We start from the raw sequence: 19,513 nt of genomic DNA, 5'->3' as shown, positions 1-19,513 counted from the left end.
CTCCCTTCGTCGGCCATGCGACTTCGTGGGACAGGTCGTCAATCAGCCTGCGCGCGCTGGAGCATGCCGAAGAGGTCGCGCGGATCGTCAGGATCCGCGATGATGTCGATCTCCTGATAAAACTCCGTTCCTCGAAGCTTTTCCCGGACGTAGCGGAGGGCGGAAAAATCTTCGATGGCAAAGCCGACACTATCAAAGAGAGTAATCTGGTTGGCGTCGCGCCGTCCAGGAGCCAACCCGGCGACGACCTGCCAGAGTTCCGTCACCGGATAGTCGCGAGCCATCTGCTGGATTTCGCCCTCGATCCGCGTCTGCGGCGGATATTCCACGAAGGTATCGGCGCGCAGAAGGATGTCCCGGTGGAGTTCTGTCTTGCCGGGGCAGTCGCCCCCGATTGCATTGATGTGCACGCCGGCGCCAATCATGTTGTCCGTCAAAATGGTCGCGAACTGTTTGTCGGCGGTGCAGGTCGTGATGATCTCTGCGCCTTCGATTGCCACCTGAGACGAGCGGCACCCGGTGACAGACAATCCAGAGCCGGCGAGATTGCGGATTGTCTTTTCAGTTGCGGCAGGATCGATGTCGTAAAGGCGGACGTTCTCGATGCCGAGCACCGCCTTCATCGCTAGCGCCTGGAACTCAGCCTGCGCACCGTTGCCGATCAGAGCCATCGTCTTGGCGCCTTTCCGCGCAAGATGACGTGCCGCCATCGCCGAAGTTGCCGCCGTGCGCAAAGCCGTCAGCAATGTCATCTCGGTAAGGAGCACGGGGTAGCCGGTGGAGACTTCCGCCAGCAGACCGAAGGCTGTCACCGTCTGGAGCCCGTGGGACATGTTTCTCGGATGTCCGTTGACATATTTGAAGCTGTAAATCTCGCCATCGGAGGTGGGCATCAGCTCGATGACGCCTTCACGCGAATGAGACGCGACGCGAGGCGTCTTGTCGAACAATTCCCATCGGCGAAAATCGCCTTCGACAACGCCTGCCAGCTCCTCAAGCAGGGTCTCGACGCCGATGTGATGGACCAGGCGCATCATGTTTTCGACGCTGACGAAAGGAATAAGCGCTTTCTGGGAAGGGGCCTGCAGCACATCGATCTCCTTGTACTTCCAGCAAGGATACCAGCCCACTGCGTTCGGCTAAATGCCAAACCTGTGTTGCATCGGTCAGCATTTTGAGCAAATTGATCAATGATCTTGCCAAATTCGCCAAGAGGATTTGCTATGGATGTTGCCAAATATATCCCCGATGATCTCGACCGGCGGATCATCGCCCATTTGCGAGCGGACGGGCGCGCCTCGCTGTCGAGGCTTTCCCAGGCCCTTGGCGTGGCCCGAGGCACGGTACAAAACCGCCTCGACCGGCTGATGGAAACCGGAACACTGCTTGGTTTCACCGTGCGGGTGAGGGAGGATTACGATGCGCAATCGGTGCGGGCGGTCATGATGATCGAGGTGGTGGGCAAGTCCACCACCCAGGTTATCCGCAGGCTCCGTGGCATAGCTGAAATCTATTCCCTTCATACCACCAACGGCAATTGGGATCTCGTCGCCAATATCCGCGCATCCAGCCTCTCGGATTTCGATCGCGTGCTCCGCGAAGTGCGCATGATCGACGGCGTGTCGAATAGCGAAACCAGCCTTTTGCTCAGTTCCGTTTGAGCCGCATAGCTGCTGATGACATGGACATACCCGCGATCATCGATTCTGCCGAAATCGCATGCATTGATGCTATCCGGATAGCTTTCCCTTCTAGTTCTTGTCGTTCATCGCGGCCCGCAGGATCGCATTGATGCGGTCCTGCCAGCGGCTACCTTCCGACTGGAAATAGGCCAGCACTTCGCTGTCAAGCTTGAGCGTCACGAGTTCCTTGGCGTTCGGCAGTATTGGTCGTTCCGCAGGCGCCGGAGGCGGCTTTTTCGCCGGGCTGAACAGCGCTTCGGCGGCGTCGCGGGGGTTGGCGGCTCGTCTCGGTGTCTTCATGGGTTCGTTCCTGGTTGGCCTTGATGGTATCATCTCAACGGCAACATCGATCGCTCGGATCATACCGTCGCTTTCGCGAGATTTAGGGGAGGTAGAAATGTCTTCCTTCGTCCTTCGGTCGTCTGATCTGCCCGCAAGCAGATAGATGACACTGGAAGCATCTCTTCGATTTCGAACCCTTTGCGATCGCAATGTCTTCAACTTCGAATCTGATCTGGACTATCCTTTAGACAAGGCAGGATAGCAATCGGAGAAAACCCGCCACCCTTCAGTTTCGCTGAGTCAATAGGAACCACCGCGAGCAGGGGGCAAGTTTAATTTCAGGCGCGCCAGCAAGAGGTGGGTTCCAGCATGAGCATTTCGGGCAGGGGATTGATTTCGCCGCAACGGATGGTTACCGCACGTCCTCGAGAAATCGGCGGGGCGGCGGACGAAGTCTCTTTTCCAGACCTAGCCGTATTCGCTGAGGAAGATCCGTTTCGCGCATTGGAAAACTGAATGAAAGTTATCAAGCTGCTTTTGATCGCCGCAATTGCATTTATCGGCATTGTCGGCTTCCGTTGGTACAATTACGTCACCAATACCGAAAGCCCTTACAACGAGATCGGTATCGAGTTGAACAGCCGTATGCCGGGCCCAATCAACAAATGGGGTTGCGACAAGCTGCACGAAACGTTTGGCAATGTTCTTCCGCCATACGGCTGCCAGACGGCTGACGGTCGTCAGTGGCTCTGAGGGGCATGTGAACCTTCTGACGCAATCCGATCAGGATCCTTCGGCAACCGAGAACCGTCCTTTGATACCTGGTCGATGTGGCGGTGAAAGCGCCAACTGAGCAGCGAAAGAGATTTGTGTTTAAGCCGGCTTTGCCGAGGGCGACATCGGCGAAGAGACCTGCTGATACGATCAGCAGGTCACCGGCGCTGATGCGCCATTGAGCTAAGCGGCTTCGCCAAGCAAACCGTATCACGCTCGTCGTCCCCCTATTGCGGTCCTCGGCAGCCGGGGCTGGCCGCCCATAGTTCGGAATTGGCCAGCGGAGCCACCCCTCCATCCTCAACATTCACCGCTTCATCCGCCCGACATTTGGCTGCGTCGCCGGCGCATTGACAAAGTATCCATGCCGATATTTTATTGCTCAGATGTCAGACCAATTACGCACGCCATGAACAAGCCCCTGATCCCTTTGCTGCCGCCGATCGACAGAGCTCGCCAAGTAGGCGAGGCTCTTGCCGACTACGTGGAGGGCGCCGACCTTAAATCCGGCGATCGATTGCCGGCCGAGCGGGAACTTATGGCCGCACTTGGTGTCGGACGCTCTACCATCCGTGAGGCCATCCGCTGGTTTCAGGCGCTCGGCGTGGTGGAATCCCGAAAGGGAAGCGGAAACTATCTGCTGAAGCCCATATCCAGACGCACGATCCATATGCCGCTATCACTCGATACGGCCAACCTGCGCGATGCGCTCTTGCAAACACTGCAGGTGCGGAGGGGGCTGGAATGCGAAGCCGGGATGGTCGCGGCACGGATGAGGACTGCCTCTGACCTGGAGATGATCGAGGCACGGCTGGAGGAGATGGAGCGGGTGCATCACGCCAAGGGCGCTTCGGGACCGGAAGACCTGGCATTCCATCTGGCTGTCTACGACGCCACCCACAATCCGCTCTTCCGTCAACTGCTTGAGCAGATGCGCGAAACGTTCGAGCGCTTCTGGAGCCATCCGTTCGAACGTTTCGACTTCGCACGCCGGTCGTTTCCGTACCACCGGACTCTGTTCGACGCGATCGTCGCGCAGGATCCGGAAGCGGCGCGTAGCGAGACACTGAAGATCCTCGAAATCGTCGAGGAAGATATCAAGGAAATGTCCAAATGAATGACGGCTCGGAACAATTCGAACTTGCCTCGCTGATCACCGCCCATGACGACGGTAATTTTGCCGAGGCAGTCGTTCCGCCGATCTTCCAGACGTCGCTGTTCACCTTTTCAGACTACGACGACATGATTTCTGCCTATCGTGGCGAGAAGGTGCGGCCGATCTATACGCGTGGCCTCAATCCGACTGTACGTGCCTTCGAAGAAATGCTGGCGAAGCTCGAAGGCGCCGAGGATGCACTGGGTTTTGCAAGCGGCATGTCGGCGATCTCGTCGGCCGTGCTCAGCTTCGTCGAGCCCGGTGATCGGATCGTCGCGGTCAAGCACGTCTACCCCGATGCCTTCAGGCTGTTCGGGACCATCCTCAAGCGGATGAAGATCGAGGTTACCTATGTCGACGGCCGCGACGAGGAAGCCGTGGCCAAGGCTCTGCCCGGCGCCAAGGTCTTCTACATGGAAAGCCCCACCAGTTGGATCATGGAGGCCCACGATGTCGGCTCCCTCGCAGCACTTGCGAAGAAGCACGGCGTGGTGTCGATGATCGACAACAGCTGGGCGAGCCCGTTCTTCCAGCGCCCCATTACTCTGGGGGTCGATCTCGTCATCCATTCGGCCTCGAAGTATCTGGGAGGCCACAGCGACGTCGTCGCCGGTGTCGTTGCCGGCTCGAAGCAGATGATCGCGCGGTTGAAGGCGGAGGCCTATCCCTATCTCGGCGGCAAGCTTTCGCCCTTCGATGCGTGGCTGCTCATCCGAGGGCTCAGGACGCTGCCAATCCGCATGAGGGCGCATGAGGCTGCGGCGCTGACGATTGCCCGCCGTCTGCAGGAACTCGACGTGGTGGAACAAGTCTGCCATCCAGGCCTCGCGAACCGACTTCCGGCCGGCCTCAACGGAACTTCGGGCCTCTTCTCGTTCATCTTCCGAGATGGTGTCGATATCCGCGCTTTTGCCGATCATCTCAAACTCTTCAAGCTCGGCGTCAGCTGGGGCGGCCACGAAAGCCTGATCGTACCGGGCGAGGTGGTGCTGCAGCAGAAGGCCCAGCCGAATTCCGCGCATGCTTTCGGCATTCATGCGCGGTCAGTCCGCCTCCATGTCGGCCTTGAGGGAACCGAGGCTCTGTGGAGCGATCTTCAGGAGGCGATCGCCGTCGCCACTTAAAGCATCAACCGACAACAACTGGGAGAAGACAAATGAAAACACTGATAACGACCGCGCTTTTGGCAACGCTGATGGCCAGCAGTGCGCTGGCCGATACCACACTCAAACTGGTTGAAGTCATCACCAGCCCGGAACGCACCGAAACGCTGAAATCGATCGTCGGCAAGTTCGAGGCCGCCAATCCCGGCACCAAGGTCGAGATCATCTCTCTGCCTTGGAACGAGGCTTTCCAGAAATTCGCGACCATGGTTTCCGCCGGCGATACGCCTGATGTGATGGAGATGCCCGACACCTGGCTGTCGCTCTACGCCAACAACGGCATGCTGGAGAGCCTTGAGCCCTATCTTGCGAAGTGGGAGCAGACCAAGGAACTGACGCCACGGGCGCTCGAACTCGGCCGCGACGTCAAGAAGACCGCCTATATGCTGCCCTACGGCTTCTACCTGCGCGCCATGTTCTACAACAAGAAGCTGCTGGCAGATGCCGGTGTCGCGACGCCGCCGAAGACCATGGAGGAGTTCACCAAGGCCTCCGAAGCCGTCTCCAAGTTGCCGGGCAAATACGGCTACTGCATGCGCGGTGGCCCGGGTGGCCTGAACGGCTGGATGATCTTCGCCGCCTCGATGGCGGGTGACAACAAGTACTTCAAGGAAGACGGCACCTCGACCATGAACAGCGAAGGCTGGGCAAAGGGCCTCGAGTGGATGGTCGACCTCTACAAGAAGGGTTACGCGCCGAAGGACAGCGTCAACTGGGGCTTCAACGAAGTCGTGGCCGGCTTCTATTCCGGCACCTGCGCCTTCCTCGATCAGGATCCGGATGCTCTGATCGCGATTGCCGAGCGCATGAAGACGGAGGACTTCGGAGTCATTCCTCTTCCAAAGGGGCCGGACGGTAAGTCCTTCCCCACGATCGGCTATGCAGGCTGGTCGATGTTCTCGACGACCAAGGACAAGGATCTCGCCTGGAAGCTGATCGCGACGCTTGAAGGAAAGGAAGGCAATCTCGAATGGAACAAGAAGATCGGCGCGCTGCCGGCCTATACTTCCGCCGAGAAGGATCCGTTCTATGCGGGTGACCAGTTCAAGGGCTGGTTCGAGGAGCTTGCCGATCCGAACACGGTGCCGACGGTGATGCCGACCTATCTCGAGGAATTTGCCTTCTTCAAGGATTCGCTCGCGATCAAGACATCGCAGCAGGCGCTTCTCGGAGACATCACGCCCAAACAACTCGCCGACCAGTGGGCCGAATATCTGACCAAAGCCCAGCAGAAGCACCTCAAAAAATAATCCGGTGCGGGAAGTCGGTAGCGGAAGCGCTATCGGCTTCCCGAACAAGCAATGATGAAGACGGCGAAAAGCCGCGAACGGGAAAAGCCTGCCAATGATGACTGCTACCGGCTCCATAAACGGCCATTCTGTGCGAAAGCCATGGCTGAGGCGTCTTGCCGATGCTTCCGAACCCTATCTGTATAGCGCGCCGTCGCTAATCCTGATCATCGTTGTCATGCTCGTGCCGTTGGTCATCGGGATTTCCTATGCCTTCCGCGATATTCAGCTCCTTAATCCGTTTTCCGGTGGGTTTATCGGTCTCGAGCACTTTCGTGAACTCTCCAAGGATGCCGCCTTCTATGGAGCCTTGAAGAACACCCTGTGGTGGACAGGTGCTTCCGTCGCGCTGCAGTTCGCCTTCGGGCTCGTCCTGGCGCTTCTCCTGGACAAGCCGTTCTGGGGCAGGGGGCTCGTCCAGGCGCTCGTCTTCATTCCATGGGCCGTTCCTTCCTTCCTCGCCGGTCTAAACTGGGCTTGGCTTTTCAACCCGGTGATCGGGCCGTTGCCGCACTGGCTTTTCGGGCTCGGTCTGATGTCTCAGCCGGGAAATATCCTTTCGGACCCGCAATATGCCATGTGGGGGCCGATCATCGCGAATGTCTGGTGGGGGATCCCGTTCTTCGCAATCACCCTGCTTGCGGCGCTGCAGGCGATCCCGCGCGATCTCTATGAGGCCGCATCGATCGACGGGGCCAACTGGTTTCAGCGTTTCTTTTCGATCACCCTGCCTTTCCTGGCGCCAACGATCGCTATTACCGTGCTGCTCCGCACCGTGTGGATCTCGAATTTTGCCGACCTGATCGTCGTCATGACGGGCGGCGGCCCGGCAGACCGCACCCAAATCGTCGCGAGCTACATCTTCACCCAAGCCTTCAAGGCGCTCGATTTTGGCTACGCATCGGCGATCGCGCTGGTGCTGCTCGTCCTCCTGCTCGCCTATTCGATGCTCATCATCCTGCTGCGGCAGACATTGCTGAACAAGGATTGAACCCATGAAGCAGTCCCTTCTGCCGATCATCGCGCATCGCATGGCGATCCTTTGCTACATCGTCTTTGCGCTTTTCCCGCTGTTCTGGCTGCTCAAGGTTTCGGTGACGCCGAACGATCTTCTCTATTCCGAGGGGGTCCGCATGTGGCCGTCGCGCACGACATTCGATCATTATGCATTCGTCTTGCGGCACAGCGCGTTTCCGACCTTCTTCAAGAACAGCCTGATCGTGTCTGCGTCGACTGCGGTGGTCGTAACCGTCTGCGCTTCGCTTTCCGGTTACGCGCTTTCCCGCTTCAGCTTCCGGGCGAAATACTGGATCGTTGCGCTGATGCTGCTGACGCAGATGTTTCCACTGGTCATGCTGGTCGCGCCGATCTTCAAGATCCTCTCGCCGCTCGGCCTTACCAACAGCCTGACGGGATTGATCATTGTCTACTCGGCCTTCAACGTGCCGTTCGCCACCTTCCTGATGCAGTCCTTCTTCGACGGCATCCCGAAAGATCTGGAGGAGGCGGCGATGATCGACGGTGCCACCAAGTTCACCGCCTTCCGGCAAATCATCCTGCCGCTGACGCTGCCGGGCATCGCGGCGACGCTCGGTTTCGTGTTCACGGCCGCCTGGAGCGAGCTTCTCTTCGCCTTGATGCTGATCAACGGCAATGCAGCGGCAACCTTCCCGGTCGGGCTCTTGACCTTCGTGTCGAAATTCTCGGTCGACTTCGGTCAGATGATGGCAGCCGGCGTGCTGGCTCTCATCCCGGCAGGACTCTTTTTCCTTCTCATCCAGCGGTATCTCGTCCAGGGCCTGACGGCCGGCGCGGTCAAGGGTTAGTGACATGGCATCCATTGAGATCGAAAAACTCGAAAAGTCCTATGGCCACGTCTCCGTGCTGCATGGCATCGACCTCGATATCCGTGATGGGGAATTCATCGTGCTGGTCGGACCGTCGGGTTGCGGCAAGTCTACGCTGCTCAGGATGATCGCCGGGCTGGAAGGCGTCAGCAAGGGCGAGATCCGCATCGCCGGCAACCGTGTCAACGACCTGCATCCGAAGGATCGGGACATCGCCATGGTGTTCCAGTCTTATGCGCTCTATCCGCATATGAGCGTCGCCGCCAACATGAGCTACAGCCTGCGCTTGCGAAAGATGGCCAAGGAAAAGATCGGCGTGGCCGTCGCCAGCGCGGCTTCCAAGCTCGGGCTAGAACCACTGCTCGAAAGGCGGCCGAAAGCGCTTTCCGGTGGCCAGCGCCAGCGTGTCGCGATGGGCCGGGCCATCGTGCGACAACCGAAAGCCTTCCTGTTCGATGAACCCTTGTCCAACCTCGATGCGCGACTGCGCGAGCAGATGCGGGCCGAAATCAAGAAGATGCATGGCGATCTTAAAGCCACCTCCATCTACGTGACGCACGACCAGATCGAGGCGATGACACTGGCGGATCGCATCGTTGCCATGCATGGCGGCGTGGTGCAGCAGGTCGGAAGCCCTCTCGAACTCTACGACCGGCCAGCCAACCTGTTCGTCGCCGGCTTTATTGGCTCTCCGGGAATGAACTTTCTCGAGGCGACCTATGCTGGTGGCTCCGTAAAATTGAAGGACGGAAGCGGGATCGAGGCTCGCCTCCCCACATCCATCCAAGAGGGAAGCGGCCTCACCCTCGGCATCCGGCCAGAGCACGTCGTGATCACCAGCGACGGTAGCGGCCGGCGCGCCGCGGTGGAGCTCATAGAGCCAACCGGCTTCGGCATCATCCTGCACCTTTCGCTGCATGGAATACCCTTCAAGGTCTTTACCCTGGATCGGCAGGCACTGGCTGTCAGAGGGGAGATCATGGTGTCTTTCCCGCCCGAGTACATTCACCTGTTCAACGATGAGGGGACTCGAATAGGCTAACGCAGTGGCGTTATCGTTTTTCGATCTAAGGAACTTTGGCACCACTGCCTCAATCCGGCTCGAAGAAGCGTTAGAAAAACTAACGTATTTGTTCGACTTTCTAAATTGAGCTAAGCCCTCCATTGCCATACCCTACCTCATAAGCCGCTCGGGAGGCGGCTGGGAGTGGCGGTTGGAGCCGCGCTTCCCCGGAGGAATTCAAGGTGCATTCGGACCACACGCGGTCGGCGAGGTGTCATGCCTCGCTGTCCCCTGATCCAATGCGCGCTGAAGTCAGCGGGGCACTCCTCACATTCATTCCCTAGCTGAGGACGCCTCATGAATCTTTCTTCTCTTCTCTCGCTCCGCGCCGCCAATGGTCGTCCGGTACGGGTGGCGCTCATCGGAGCCGGCAAGTTCGGCTCGATGGTGTTGGCGCAGGCCCAGCGCATCAGCGGCCTCCATATGGTCGCGGTCGCCGATCTCGACGTTGGCAAGGCACGTGAATCCTTGAAGCGTGTCGGTTGGGCAAAGGAGCGTTACGAAGCGAAAAGCTGCGGCGAAGCACTGAAGAACGGCCAGACCTACGTGACCAGCGACGTCAACGAAATCTTCGACTGCGACGAAGTCGAATGCGTCATCGAAGCGACCGGCCATCCGATTGCCGGAACGCGCCATGCTCTCGGCGCGATCGCAGGCAGGAAGCATGTCGTCATGGTCAATGTCGAAGCCGATGTCATGGTCGGTCCGATCCTTGCCGAAAAAGCCCGCGCTGCCGGGGTTGTCTATTCCATGGCCTACGGTGACCAGCCGGCACTGATTTGCGAGCTAGTGGACTGGGCTCGTGCCACCGGTTTCGAGGTGACCGCTGCCGGTAAAGGCATGAATTTCGAACCCCGTTACCGCTACTCGACGCCCGACACAGTCTGGGGTTTCTTCGGCTGGAGCGAAGAAGAGGTCGCCAAGGGCGACTTCAATCCGAAGATGTACAATTCCTTCACGGACGGCACCAAGGCGGCGATCGAGATGGCAGCGGTGGCCAACGGGACGGGGCTCGATTGCCCAGACGATGGCCTGGCCTTCCCGCCGGCCGGTCTGCACGATCTGGCTCGCGTCTTCCGTCCGGCGACTGATGGCGGCCGGATGGCGCGCTCGGGTCTCGTCGATATCGCCGCCAGCCAGGAGCCGGATGGCCGGGAAGTGTTCAACAACATCCGCTACGGTGTCTTCGTCACCTTCAAGGCGCATAACGAATATGCGCGCGCCTGCTTCAAGCAGTATGGCCTGCTGACCGATCCGTCCGGCTGGTATGCGTCTATGTGGCGGCCTTTCCATATCATCGGTCTGGAAACCTCTGTAAGCGTGCTGTCGGCCGTACTGCGCAACGAACCGACCGGCTGCTCCAGGGAATTTCGAGGCGATGCCGTCGCGACGGCGAAGAAGGACATGCAGCCGGGCGAGATGCTCGACGGCGAGGGCGGTTACGCGGTCTGGGCCAATGCAATCCCGGCGACACGCAGCCTCGATCTCAAGGCATTGCCGATCGGTCTCGCCCATAACGTCAAGCTCAAGCGGCCGATCAGGAAGGATCAGATCGTTTCCTTCGATGACGTCGAGATCGTCAACGACCTCGACGTCGTCCGGCTTCGTCAGCAAATGGAAGAGCACTTCCGTCCAGGCAAGATTGCCGCAGAGTGAGTATGGACAGACGATGGCTCAGAACGCTTTTGTAGTGATTGCGGAATTCGAGATCAGGTCCGGTCAGCTCCAGGCCTTTCTGGAAGCTGCCCGCGACGATGCCAAACATTCGCTTGCAGACGAACCCGGTTGCCGGCAATTCGACGTCATCTGCCCGGAAGGTTTAGAAGACACGGTTGTCTTCTACGAAGTCTATGACAGCCGCGCCGCTTTTGATGCTCATCTGGAAACGCCTCATCTGGGGCGCTTCCGGGACGCGTTTCCGCCACTCGTCGTGAAGGAGCGGCCTGTCCGCTTCTGCCAACGACAGTATCCATGATCGGGGAGGTGACCAGCTCGATGTCGGACACTCTTATCCGCATTGCTGTCATCGGCACGGGCATTATGGGTGCCCCCATGGCCGGCCGGTTGGCCGATGCCGGGTTCGCGGTTTCGGCGTGGAACCGGACCTCGGAAAAGGCCGAGGCTCTGCAGCAGAATGGTGTGGCTGTTGCCCGCAATGTTTGCGAGGTGGTCGCCGGAGCCGATGTCGTGATCTGTATGCTGAGCTCCGGGCCTGTTTGCGAAGCGGTATTGGTCGGCACAAACGGGGTGATATCCACGATGCAGGCTGGAGCAACGCTGGTCGTGATGAGTTCGATACCCGTAGAGACAGCTGTCGTGCTCGCAAAAGCGGCATCCGAGCGCGGGATAGCTTGCCTCGACGCGCCGGTTTCAGGCGGTGAGAAGGGAGCCAGGGAAGGAACGCTTGCCATCATGGCTGGTGGCGATGCGGTGGTCGTCGACAGGCTTCGACCCATCTTCGCGTGCCTCGGAAGAGTGACGCATGTTGGGCCGTCGGGAAGCGGCGCCCTGACAAAACTCGCAAACCAGTTGATCGTCGCCTCCACGATCTGCGCCGTTGCCGAAGCTCTCACGCTCGCGGAGCGCGGCGGCGCCGACCCGGCTCGGGTGCGAGAGGCTTTGCTGGGTGGGTTCGCTGAATCGACCGTCTTCCGTCAACACGGGTTACGTATGGTGGAAGGAAATTTCGAGCCAGGCGGTCCAGCAAAATACCAAGTGAAAGATACGTCCACGGCTCTCGGTTTTGCACGGAGCCGCGGCCTGACACTACCGGTCAGCGAGGAGGTTGATCGACTGTTCCAAGCCATGGTCGACAATGGCGATGGCGATTTGGATCACAGCGGGATTATCCGCGAACTGCAACGCATGAACCCAAAGTGAGCATGCCGATGAGGCGCTCACTTTGAAAATCAACGGGAGGAACAACCATGAAATATTTCACGATCCGCAGCGCAGTGGCAGCGGTGGCAATGCTGGCGGCGTCGATCGCACACGCTGAAACACTGACCTTGTCCACCCCGGACCCGGATACATCCGAAATTACCGTTGCCGCCAAGAAGTTCGCCGAACTCGTATCGAAAAAAACCAACGGCGAACTGACCATCAAGGTGTTCCCCAATGGTACGCTGTATGGCGGCGACCCCTCGGCTGGCGTCAAGCAACTGGCGGGCGGCTCGCTGGACATGCTTTTGAACTCCACCTCGCTCTACGCGACCTTCAATCCGAAGTTCACGGCGATCGCCATTCCCTACCAGTTTCGCGATATCGACCAGCTGCGCGCCTATCTTGCCAGCGATCTTGGGCAGGAACTGCAGTCGGATCTGAGCAAGATCGGTATCCAGGGCGTCGATCTCTGGTCCCGTCCACTACGGCAGATTACCAACTCCAAGGTGGCTATTACGTCGCCGGCGGATCTCAAGGGCATGAAGCTGCGCGTGCCGAACAATCCGCTGTGGGTCGAGTTCTTCGGAGCCATGGGTGCTGCGCCGACACCGATGGCTTTTGCCGAGGTCTACAATGCGCTTCAGCTGAAGGTCGTCGACGGCCAGGAAAACCCGGTGAACGTCCCGGTCAGCGCAAAACTCTACGAAGTGCAGAAATACGCCACCATCAGCAACCACATTGCCGATGCCTGGGTGCTTGGCATGAACCCGGCCCGGTACAAGGGCCTGAGCGACAGCTTCAAGGCTGCACTGAACGAAGCGGCGACGGAGACCGAAGCCTGGAAGGCCGCCAATGATGCGGCGGACATCGAGAAGTCTCTGGCGACGTTGAAGGCGAACGGCATGGAGGTCAACGAACTGACGCAAGACCAGCGCAAGGCCTTCGTCGATGTGGCGGCCGGCCTGACGGACAAGTTCTCCGCCCTCGTGAAAGATAAGTCCTTCTTCGAGCGCACCCGTACCTTCATCACCACGAACTGACTGCTAGCCGGCACCTTGCCGCGAGGACAAGGTGCCGGCGTCATCGGCCTTAGCACCCGTTGGAAAGGGCCCATCATGCGAGCTCCTCTAAGTTCCCTTCTCGGCACATTCGTGAAGATCGTTGCCGATGTTGCTGCCGGTGCAGCTTGCGCCGGCGTGCTGATCGTCGTCCTGCTGCAGGTGATTGGACGACTGACCGGTCATCCGTTGCCATGGACGGAGGAAGCGACCCGGTTCCTTTTCATCTGGATGGTGTTTTTGGGGTTGGCGGCGGGTTTCCGCACTGTCGAAAGCGCGCGTGTCGTCGTTTTCCTCGTCATGGGCCAGCGCATCTTCCATCATCTGGCCGTACCGATCTACGTGGCGTCGTCAGTCCTATTTTTCGGCCTCATGGGTTGGACCGGGCTGACGCTCGTCCAGCAGCAGATCATGATGAACGAGACGGCTGCGACCTTGCCCATTCCCATGTGGGTCATCGGGATGGTGATGCCGGTTTCCGCCGTCATCGCGATCCTAGCGATCGTTGAATCGCTACGCACGCGCCGCGAACTGATCGCGCTCCCTGAACTCGGCTTGCCGGCTGGCGAAAGCGCCCATGCCGATGTTTCCATGACCGCAGGACACTGACTCATGTCGCTCTTTCTCCTCATCTCCTTCTTCGGGCTCAGCATGCTGGGTGTCCCGCTGGCCGTCGCGCTCGCGCTGGCAAGCGTGGTGACACTGTTGCTGTTCACCCCCATGCCGCTCGACCTCCTGTCGCAAACCATGTTCTCTTCGATGAACTCGTTTCTCTTGGTCGCCGTCCCGCTGTTCATTCTCGTGGGCACCGTCATGGAGCGCGGCAGGGTCGCGGAACGCATCTTCGATTTCGCGGAAGCGATCGTCGGCTGGCTTCCTGGAGGCCTTGGCCATGTCAACGTGATTTCTTCGGTGATTTTTTCCGGCGTTTCCGGTTCTTCGGTGGCAGACATCGCCTCGGTGGGTGCTATCGAGATCAAGGCCATGGAGCGGCACGGATTTCCGAAGGGTTACGCGGTCGGAATGACGCTCTGCACCGCAACGCTTTCCTCGATCATCCCGCCGTCGATTCTGGTCGTCATTGCCGGGTCGATCGCCAATGTGTCGATCGGCACGCTGCTGGTGGCCGGCCTGGTGCCTGGCCTGTTCATCGCTTTGGCGTTCCTCGTTTTCAATCACTGCTATTCGGTCTACTACGGCTACAATCCTCCGTCCCCGTTCAATTTCCGTGTGGTGGTCGTCACCGGATTGCGGGCGATCCTTCCCATGCTGACACCACTGATCCTCATCATCGGCATTGTCAGCGGTCTTTTCACGCCGACGGAAGCTGCGGCGATCGCCGTGGTCTATGTTGCCGTGCTTGGGATCATCGTCTACCGGACGCTTCCAGTGAGCGAAGTGCCGGAAATCCTGATTTCCACGGCCCGAATCTCCGGAACCATTCTTTTCATTGCAGCCACGTCACAGATCGCCGCTTGGGTCTTCACCTATGACGGCCTGCCGGAGAAAGTCGCCGATCTTCTGCACGCGATGAACCTTGGTCCGCTGACCGGCATGTTGGTCATCTTCGTGTTCCTGCTGATCATAGGCATATTTATGGAAGCAATTCCGGCTATGTTCATTCTGATCCCCGTGCTTATGCCGCCGGTGCAGGCCATCGGGATTGACCCGATCCATTTCCTCGTTGTTACCGTGATGACGCTCACCCTGGGCCTCGTGACGCCGCCCGTTGGGGTCTGTTTGTTCGCAGCGGCTCAGGTGGCGAACATGAGGGTCGAAGACGTTATCAAGGGATCCCTGGCTCCGATGACCGTTCTGACCCTTGCCATTTTTGCCCTGGTGCTTTTCCCGATCCTGACCTTGGGACCGATCCGTTTCCTAGGGATGTATTGAAGCCACTGACGGTTTGCTCTGATGTAGAAAAGCAGGATGGAAATGCTTGCCCATCCGTCAGCGGCGTAGTTCCGGATGTCACGCAACAGGATGGATTGGTGGAACCGCCTCGGCGCCGGAACTAGCGCCGCAGATGTGTCACCTCGGGCGATTGCTGGCTGGCTTGCCAGGCATCACGTTCCGCTCGCAGCCATTCGAGGAAAGTTCGCACTTTGGGCCGGCGTAGATGCTCAAACGGGCAAACGATCCATTGTGTAACAAGACGCAGCGGCGGAGGCGATGTCACGGGGCAAATCAAGCGTCCCGAGGAAAGCTCTGCTCCCATCATCAGCGTACTTTCAAGCGCGATCCCCATGCCATTCACCGCGGCGTCGATAGCCATGTGACTGCGGTCGAACAATACCCGCTGCCATCGGTCGCCAGGGGTCACGCCCGCCAATGGAAACCAGCTGGTCCACTGGGCCTGCGACTTGGCCGAGTGGATCAGACGATATCGGGGAAGATCCTCCGGCCGAAGCGTGCCAGCCGCGGCGTATCCAGGTGAACAGACCGGGAGGAAATCCTCTTCAGCCACACCCTCGACAAACAGACCCGGCCAGCGTCCGTCGCCATGGCGAAGTTCGATATCGACGATTTCCTGACGAAAATCGGTCGGCTCATTGGTGCCGTCAAGTCGCACCTCGAGATCAGGATGCATGTCCAGAAGCGAGTTCAGTCGCGGGAGGAGCCATTTGTTCGATAATGTCGGCGTCGCCCGGATCGTCAGACTGGTGACCGAGCGGAATCCCTTGATGGTCGCCGTCGCCTCCGAGATCTGTTCCATCTGATCCGCTATCATCGAGAAATAGCGCTCGCCGGCTTCGGTCAGGACTATTCCGCGCCCGGCTTTCGCAAGCAGAGCCACTCCCAGCTGCAATTCCAACGTCTGGATCTGCTGGCTGACGGCGGACGGCGTGACGCTCAGCTCCTGGGCCGCCCTTGAAATACTGCCCGCACGAGCAGCCGTATGGAAAACAAAGATAGGTTTGATCGGGATCTGCATCTCTACAACTTCGTTGCCGGCTGCAGACTACACCACGGATGAGCGAAATGGCCAGCTACCGGTGTGGCAACTACCATCACGGCTCCTCGGGTTACTCCGCGGACACTACGCGCGGTTCTGTCGCTGCAGTACGCGCCTTGAAATAGAGGGGACGGGCCTCTGCCGCTTTGGTGTGACATAGCTCGCTGACCGCCTGGCAGCCGAAGGTGCGGATAAATCTCCCATTGGCCGTTGAAGGAGTATCGGGGGGCGCTAGTTACACCGGCTCTTCCACAATCGTAGCTGCCGTTGCGTCCATTCAGTCATGTATTTCCTTGAAAACTTCCGCTGCTCGCGCAGCCGGTCCCGCCCTCACTGTGGCCCTCATGCTTGTCGGCATATCTGCCACGATATCCGCATCTCCAATCTCGAGACCAGCCTCAAAGGGCAGAACAAGCTTTGCCAATTGGAGATCGTATGAACGAGTCCTTGCGCGTTGCCGTGGTCGACGATCATCCGTTGATGCGGGAAGGGCTGTCGCGGACACTGACGGAATACGGCTTTCGGGTGGTCGCGGAAGGCGATACGCGGGACGATGCGATCCTGATCGCCAGACGGGAGAAGCCGGACATAATGCTGCTCGATATCTCCTTGCCTGGAAATGGTCTGGAGGCGATCAGCCCGATCATCGAACACAATCCCGACCAGAAGATCGTGATGCTGACGGTCTCCGAACGGGGCGAAGATATCCGCCGAGCCATGTCGCTCGGTGCCTGGGGTTATGTCCCCAAGGGGGTCGGCGCAAGCGCACTGGCGGATGCGTTACGGATAGTGAGCAACGGCAGCAGATATGTGGCCCCTGACGTGAGCGCCAAGCTGAACACCGTTCAACCGAGCCTGAGCGGCGTATGGAAGACGGCGCGACTATCCCCTCGCGAGGTTGAAGTCCTGGATCTCATATCGTCGGGAATGACCAACAAGGCTATCGCGAAGTGGCTGGGTCTTCAGGAGAAGACGGTCAAGAACCACGTGACCGCGATATTGCACAAGGTCGGCGCGACCAACAGGACACAGGCGGCGATAGATTGGCTGGAACTGCGACGCCGTTCAGCACCCGCGATGCCCACCCAAACCACGTGATCACTTTCCTGCCAGGGATCGAATCCTTGCCCGGTCTGCCGCAGTCGCTGCCCGGTTGATGATCGTGCGGCCACGGTTATCCCGCATCACGTATCGGTCGTTGGCAAGTTCTTCCTCGATGCCGCTCCCGTGGCGGACTCCGATTGATGCCTCAGTGCCGCTGGCTGTCCTGCCGCCCCGTGTACCAGGCTCGGGGCTTCCAGTGCCCCGCGAAGACGCGGAGGACGATTTCCCGCCCTTGCCGTTTCCACCGCCCCCATTGCCATTGCCGTTCCCGTCGCGGCTTCCCCCGCCACTGCCGTTGCCGCCTCCATTTCCACCGCCCTTGCCACCACTGTTCCCACCCCCTTTGCCGCCACCATTTCCTCCGCCATTGCCGCCACCCTGTTGGGCCATGGCGGTGTGGTCCGTAACCAGCAGAGCGAGGCCTCCGAGTGAGATCCGGGCAGAGGTTGCGGTCAGAGCGAACGTCGAGGAGAAGGATCCGGCCAGTAGATGCCTGCGAGAGAACAATGATTTACTCCTGGTGCCTTTCAGCGGGTTACGCGGGTTTCCGGTCAACTCACCATAGGCAGTGTTTTCTGTCTTCGGTCAATTCCGCAGGGACGACATCTATCCGGCCGCAACACCCGCAGCCAGAAGTCCTCCTGCGAGAATGATGACGGTGAACAGCAGCCAACGTGCCTGATAAATGCTCTCGTCCATATTCGACTCCATCTGTCGAGGTGCCAATATGCGAAGTGGCGGCCATGTTCCCCAGATGGGACCTAATTCCCTGCAGCCCGGACCTTGGTCCGTGGGATCCGAGGCCGAAGGTCCCGTCTGTCAGGGTCTTAAGTCTCAGGGTGGAACTCAGTCCGGCTACAATCATTCAGCCCATAACAGAGCCTCCGACAGGAACGCGAGGAGGTAAGGACCTGGGATGAGGAAGTGGTCTTATATCACCATGCCGTGTCTGCATAAGGGTGGATCCAGAGCCTGGGTCGCCCGCAGTGCCTTTGCGCTGCCGCTCATCCTCGTCCTGTGCATCTTGGCGGTGATCCTTTCGGCGGAACCGTAGATTTCGGCACCGGCATGACCTACTGCCGCCGACAGCGTAGGGTTCTGGAGCGAGGTAATCCTGAGGATCAGGGTATGGGGAATATGGCCGCGGTCTTGGGGGATCGCCTACTTCGGCTGCATATCGGCCATTGCTCTCGTTGCTGCAGTAATTCTGGCCATTACTTGACCTGTTGCGAGTCCTCCGGGACGAATACTCTTGCGGAGGCAGGCGGCTCCTGGAATAGCACCAGTAAGGCCAAAATCGCGCCCATCGCCAGCAACACCGTGAATATCGGCAGCCCGAAGCCACTTCTCTTGTTCGTATGTCCCATGAACGTCCTGTTTGAATTAGCCAATAGTGGATTGGTGAAGGGGTCGGGGAGGTCGGCATTCCTCGTCTGCCGAACGGGGATCCAGAACGTCAGGTCACGGGTCCGGTTCCTCCTAATCGGCATGTTTGGGCTTAGGTCCTAAGCTTCGTTTGCTGCCTGAGGCCTTTGGTCCCATGGCGACCTCGGACTGAAGTCCATGGCTGGAACATGGGCTTCATCCGGATGTTGTTCCAACGTCTCGCGAGGCGAGTTCGATCAGCAACAACACGAGGATAACCAGATGAAAAAGATCATGATTTCCGCTGTAACGGGACTTGCTCTGACTGCAGGCGCATTCGCTGCGGCGGCCCAGACAGTGGTGATCGCTCCAGAGCAGGAGACCGTCATCAAGGAATATGTCACCAAGCAGAAGGTAAAGTCGATCGACGTGCCGAACGTCACCGTCAGCATCGGTACGGCGCTTCCTGAAACGGTTGAGCTCCACACGGTCGATGTCCCCGATGTGAAGTACCGCTATGCGGTGGTCGGCGGCAAGACAGTGCTGGTCGAGCCCGGCACCCGCAAGATCGTCCATGTGATCAACTAAATCGTCATGCCAACCCGTCGGCCCGGTGAACCTTTGCCGGGCCGTTTAGCGAGCTAATTGTGGAGCCCGACGTAACGCCGCTGCCAGGGGAGGGCGCGGCGTTACTTCTCCTTCAGACGCGGCGGCTAACCACGGAGCCTTAAGGAGCGCCACCAATGCGGCCAAACTTTTCCGGACTCGATAGGTCCTGTATTTAACACCGTTGTGATCGCCGGCCTATCGTTTTTTATCGCTTTGTGGTTGAAGTAGCGATAACTTAAGTACGGAGGTGAATGCCCGCGCCCAAATTTTTTGAGCGGCTCG

General features: G+C 59.0%; 20 protein-coding genes. 16 read left to right on the top strand and 4 right to left on the bottom strand.

Features of this window, described 5'->3' with window-relative positions:
• Nucleotides 1-38 precede the first annotated feature (38 nt).
• The gene (locus C5L13_RS09040; RefSeq protein ID WP_105382939.1) at nucleotides 39-1,091 is read right to left on the bottom strand and encodes an ornithine cyclodeaminase; all 1,053 of its coding nucleotides are present in this window, start codon (nucleotides 1,089-1,091) and stop codon (nucleotides 39-41) included.
• A 132-nt stretch (nucleotides 1,092-1,223) separates the two neighbouring features.
• Between C5L13_RS09040 and C5L13_RS09035 the strand changes: the two genes are divergently transcribed.
• Nucleotides 1,224-1,661 carry an Lrp/AsnC family transcriptional regulator gene (locus C5L13_RS09035; RefSeq protein WP_105382938.1) on the top strand — a complete coding sequence of 146 codons (438 nt, stop codon included), beginning with the start codon at nucleotides 1,224-1,226 and terminating at the stop codon, nucleotides 1,659-1,661.
• Between the two features lie 90 nt (nucleotides 1,662-1,751).
• On the opposite strand, the gene C5L13_RS09030 is transcribed toward C5L13_RS09035, so the two are convergent.
• Complete coding sequence (locus C5L13_RS09030; protein WP_105382937.1) at nucleotides 1,752-1,982, bottom strand: BrnA antitoxin family protein; 231 nt, start codon at nucleotides 1,980-1,982, stop codon at nucleotides 1,752-1,754.
• A gap of 498 nt (nucleotides 1,983-2,480) precedes the next feature.
• On the opposite strand from C5L13_RS09030, the gene C5L13_RS09025 reads away from it, so the two are divergent.
• The 13 genes from C5L13_RS09025 (at nucleotide 2,481) to C5L13_RS08965 (ending at nucleotide 15,090) form a co-directional block, all read left to right on the top strand.
• On the top strand, nucleotides 2,481-2,717 hold the full coding sequence (locus C5L13_RS09025; RefSeq protein WP_105382936.1) for a hypothetical protein: 237 nt from the start codon (nucleotides 2,481-2,483) through the stop codon (nucleotides 2,715-2,717).
• 430 nt (nucleotides 2,718-3,147) lie between these two features.
• Nucleotides 3,148-3,855, top strand: coding sequence for a FadR/GntR family transcriptional regulator (locus tag C5L13_RS09020; RefSeq protein WP_105382935.1), 708 nt, complete (start codon nucleotides 3,148-3,150; stop codon nucleotides 3,853-3,855).
• Entirely contained in the window at nucleotides 3,852-5,018 is a 1,167-nt protein-coding gene (locus C5L13_RS09015) for a PLP-dependent transferase (RefSeq protein ID WP_105382934.1), read from the top strand. Before C5L13_RS09020 ends, C5L13_RS09015 begins: the two co-directional genes overlap by 4 nt.
• Before the next feature lie 32 nt (nucleotides 5,019-5,050).
• A complete protein-coding gene (locus C5L13_RS09010; RefSeq protein WP_105382933.1) occupies nucleotides 5,051-6,307 on the top strand; it encodes an ABC transporter substrate-binding protein in 1,257 nt (418 codons plus the stop codon).
• Between the two features lie 94 nt (nucleotides 6,308-6,401).
• Nucleotides 6,402-7,337: a carbohydrate ABC transporter permease gene (locus C5L13_RS09005; protein WP_105382932.1), complete on the top strand. Its 936-nt coding sequence runs from the start codon at nucleotides 6,402-6,404 to the stop codon at nucleotides 7,335-7,337.
• Nucleotides 7,338-7,341: 4 nt separating this feature from the next.
• Nucleotides 7,342-8,172, top strand: a complete 831-nt coding sequence (locus C5L13_RS09000) for a carbohydrate ABC transporter permease (RefSeq protein WP_105382931.1) — start codon at nucleotides 7,342-7,344, stop codon at nucleotides 8,170-8,172.
• 4 nt (nucleotides 8,173-8,176) lie between these two features.
• Entirely contained in the window at nucleotides 8,177-9,235 is a 1,059-nt protein-coding gene (locus C5L13_RS08995; protein WP_105382930.1) for an ABC transporter ATP-binding protein, read from the top strand.
• A 318-nt stretch (nucleotides 9,236-9,553) separates the two neighbouring features.
• A complete protein-coding gene (locus C5L13_RS08990; protein ID WP_105382929.1) occupies nucleotides 9,554-10,912 on the top strand; it encodes an NAD(P)H-dependent oxidoreductase in 1,359 nt (452 codons plus the stop codon).
• 13 nt (nucleotides 10,913-10,925) lie between these two features.
• Nucleotides 10,926-11,231 carry a putative quinol monooxygenase gene (locus tag C5L13_RS08985; protein WP_105382928.1) on the top strand — a complete coding sequence of 102 codons (306 nt, stop codon included), beginning with the start codon at nucleotides 10,926-10,928 and terminating at the stop codon, nucleotides 11,229-11,231.
• Nucleotides 11,232-11,251: 20 nt separating this feature from the next.
• Nucleotides 11,252-12,136, top strand: coding sequence for an NAD(P)-dependent oxidoreductase (locus C5L13_RS08980; protein ID WP_105383138.1), 885 nt, complete (start codon nucleotides 11,252-11,254; stop codon nucleotides 12,134-12,136).
• Between the two features lie 47 nt (nucleotides 12,137-12,183).
• Nucleotides 12,184-13,179 (top strand): DctP family TRAP transporter solute-binding subunit, encoded by a 996-nt coding sequence (locus tag C5L13_RS08975; RefSeq protein WP_105382927.1) that lies wholly within the window; start codon nucleotides 12,184-12,186, stop codon nucleotides 13,177-13,179.
• Between the two features lie 75 nt (nucleotides 13,180-13,254).
• Nucleotides 13,255-13,806, top strand: coding sequence for a TRAP transporter small permease (locus C5L13_RS08970; protein ID WP_105382926.1), 552 nt, complete (start codon nucleotides 13,255-13,257; stop codon nucleotides 13,804-13,806).
• 3 nt (nucleotides 13,807-13,809) lie between these two features.
• The gene (locus C5L13_RS08965) at nucleotides 13,810-15,090 is read left to right on the top strand and encodes a TRAP transporter large permease (protein WP_105382925.1); all 1,281 of its coding nucleotides are present in this window, start codon (nucleotides 13,810-13,812) and stop codon (nucleotides 15,088-15,090) included.
• A gap of 121 nt (nucleotides 15,091-15,211) precedes the next feature.
• Here C5L13_RS08965 and C5L13_RS08960 read toward each other — a convergent pair whose 3' ends face one another.
• Entirely contained in the window at nucleotides 15,212-16,132 is a 921-nt protein-coding gene (locus tag C5L13_RS08960; RefSeq protein WP_105382924.1) for a LysR substrate-binding domain-containing protein, read from the bottom strand.
• Between the two features lie 456 nt (nucleotides 16,133-16,588).
• On the opposite strand from C5L13_RS08960, the gene C5L13_RS08955 reads away from it, so the two are divergent.
• Entirely contained in the window at nucleotides 16,589-17,251 is a 663-nt protein-coding gene (locus C5L13_RS08955) for a response regulator (protein ID WP_105382923.1), read from the top strand.
• A gap of 86 nt (nucleotides 17,252-17,337) precedes the next feature.
• Here C5L13_RS08955 and C5L13_RS28710 read toward each other — a convergent pair whose 3' ends face one another.
• Entirely contained in the window at nucleotides 17,338-17,625 is a 288-nt protein-coding gene (locus C5L13_RS28710; protein WP_158693419.1) for a hypothetical protein, read from the bottom strand.
• A 1,279-nt stretch (nucleotides 17,626-18,904) separates the two neighbouring features.
• Between C5L13_RS28710 and C5L13_RS08940 the strand changes: the two genes are divergently transcribed.
• Nucleotides 18,905-19,210, top strand: coding sequence for a DUF1236 domain-containing protein (locus C5L13_RS08940; RefSeq protein ID WP_105382920.1), 306 nt, complete (start codon nucleotides 18,905-18,907; stop codon nucleotides 19,208-19,210).
• The last annotated feature ends 303 nt before the right edge of the window (nucleotides 19,211-19,513 follow it).

Source organism: Neorhizobium alkalisoli (assembly GCF_002968635.1).
Classification (GTDB): domain Bacteria; phylum Pseudomonadota; class Alphaproteobacteria; order Rhizobiales; family Rhizobiaceae; genus Neorhizobium; species Neorhizobium alkalisoli.
The sequence above is the reverse complement of the archived record's forward strand: the minus strand, read 5'-3'. Positions and strand labels throughout refer to the sequence as shown.

Coding starts and splice junctions, on each gene's coding strand:
- C5L13_RS09035 (WP_105382938.1), top strand. CDS start 1,224: ATGGATGTTGCCAAATATATCCCCGATGATCTCGACCGGCGGATCATC.
- C5L13_RS09030 (WP_105382937.1), bottom strand. CDS start 1,982: ATGAAGACACCGAGACGAGCCGCCAACCCCCGCGACGCCGCCGAAGCG.
- C5L13_RS09025 (WP_105382936.1), top strand. CDS start 2,481: ATGAAAGTTATCAAGCTGCTTTTGATCGCCGCAATTGCATTTATCGGC.
- C5L13_RS09020 (WP_105382935.1), top strand. CDS start 3,148: ATGAACAAGCCCCTGATCCCTTTGCTGCCGCCGATCGACAGAGCTCGC.
- C5L13_RS09015 (WP_105382934.1), top strand. CDS start 3,852: ATGAATGACGGCTCGGAACAATTCGAACTTGCCTCGCTGATCACCGCC.
- C5L13_RS09010 (WP_105382933.1), top strand. CDS start 5,051: ATGAAAACACTGATAACGACCGCGCTTTTGGCAACGCTGATGGCCAGC.
- C5L13_RS09005 (WP_105382932.1), top strand. CDS start 6,402: ATGATGACTGCTACCGGCTCCATAAACGGCCATTCTGTGCGAAAGCCA.
- C5L13_RS09000 (WP_105382931.1), top strand. CDS start 7,342: ATGAAGCAGTCCCTTCTGCCGATCATCGCGCATCGCATGGCGATCCTT.
- C5L13_RS08995 (WP_105382930.1), top strand. CDS start 8,177: ATGGCATCCATTGAGATCGAAAAACTCGAAAAGTCCTATGGCCACGTC.
- C5L13_RS08990 (WP_105382929.1), top strand. CDS start 9,554: ATGAATCTTTCTTCTCTTCTCTCGCTCCGCGCCGCCAATGGTCGTCCG.
- C5L13_RS08985 (WP_105382928.1), top strand. CDS start 10,926: ATGGCTCAGAACGCTTTTGTAGTGATTGCGGAATTCGAGATCAGGTCC.
- C5L13_RS08980 (WP_105383138.1), top strand. CDS start 11,252: ATGTCGGACACTCTTATCCGCATTGCTGTCATCGGCACGGGCATTATG.
- C5L13_RS08975 (WP_105382927.1), top strand. CDS start 12,184: ATGAAATATTTCACGATCCGCAGCGCAGTGGCAGCGGTGGCAATGCTG.
- C5L13_RS08970 (WP_105382926.1), top strand. CDS start 13,255: ATGCGAGCTCCTCTAAGTTCCCTTCTCGGCACATTCGTGAAGATCGTT.
- C5L13_RS08965 (WP_105382925.1), top strand. CDS start 13,810: ATGTCGCTCTTTCTCCTCATCTCCTTCTTCGGGCTCAGCATGCTGGGT.
- C5L13_RS08960 (WP_105382924.1), bottom strand. CDS start 16,132: ATGCAGATCCCGATCAAACCTATCTTTGTTTTCCATACGGCTGCTCGT.
- C5L13_RS08955 (WP_105382923.1), top strand. CDS start 16,589: ATGAACGAGTCCTTGCGCGTTGCCGTGGTCGACGATCATCCGTTGATG.
- C5L13_RS28710 (WP_158693419.1), bottom strand. CDS start 17,625: ATGGCGGAGGAAATGGTGGCGGCAAAGGGGGTGGGAACAGTGGTGGCA.
- C5L13_RS08940 (WP_105382920.1), top strand. CDS start 18,905: ATGAAAAAGATCATGATTTCCGCTGTAACGGGACTTGCTCTGACTGCA.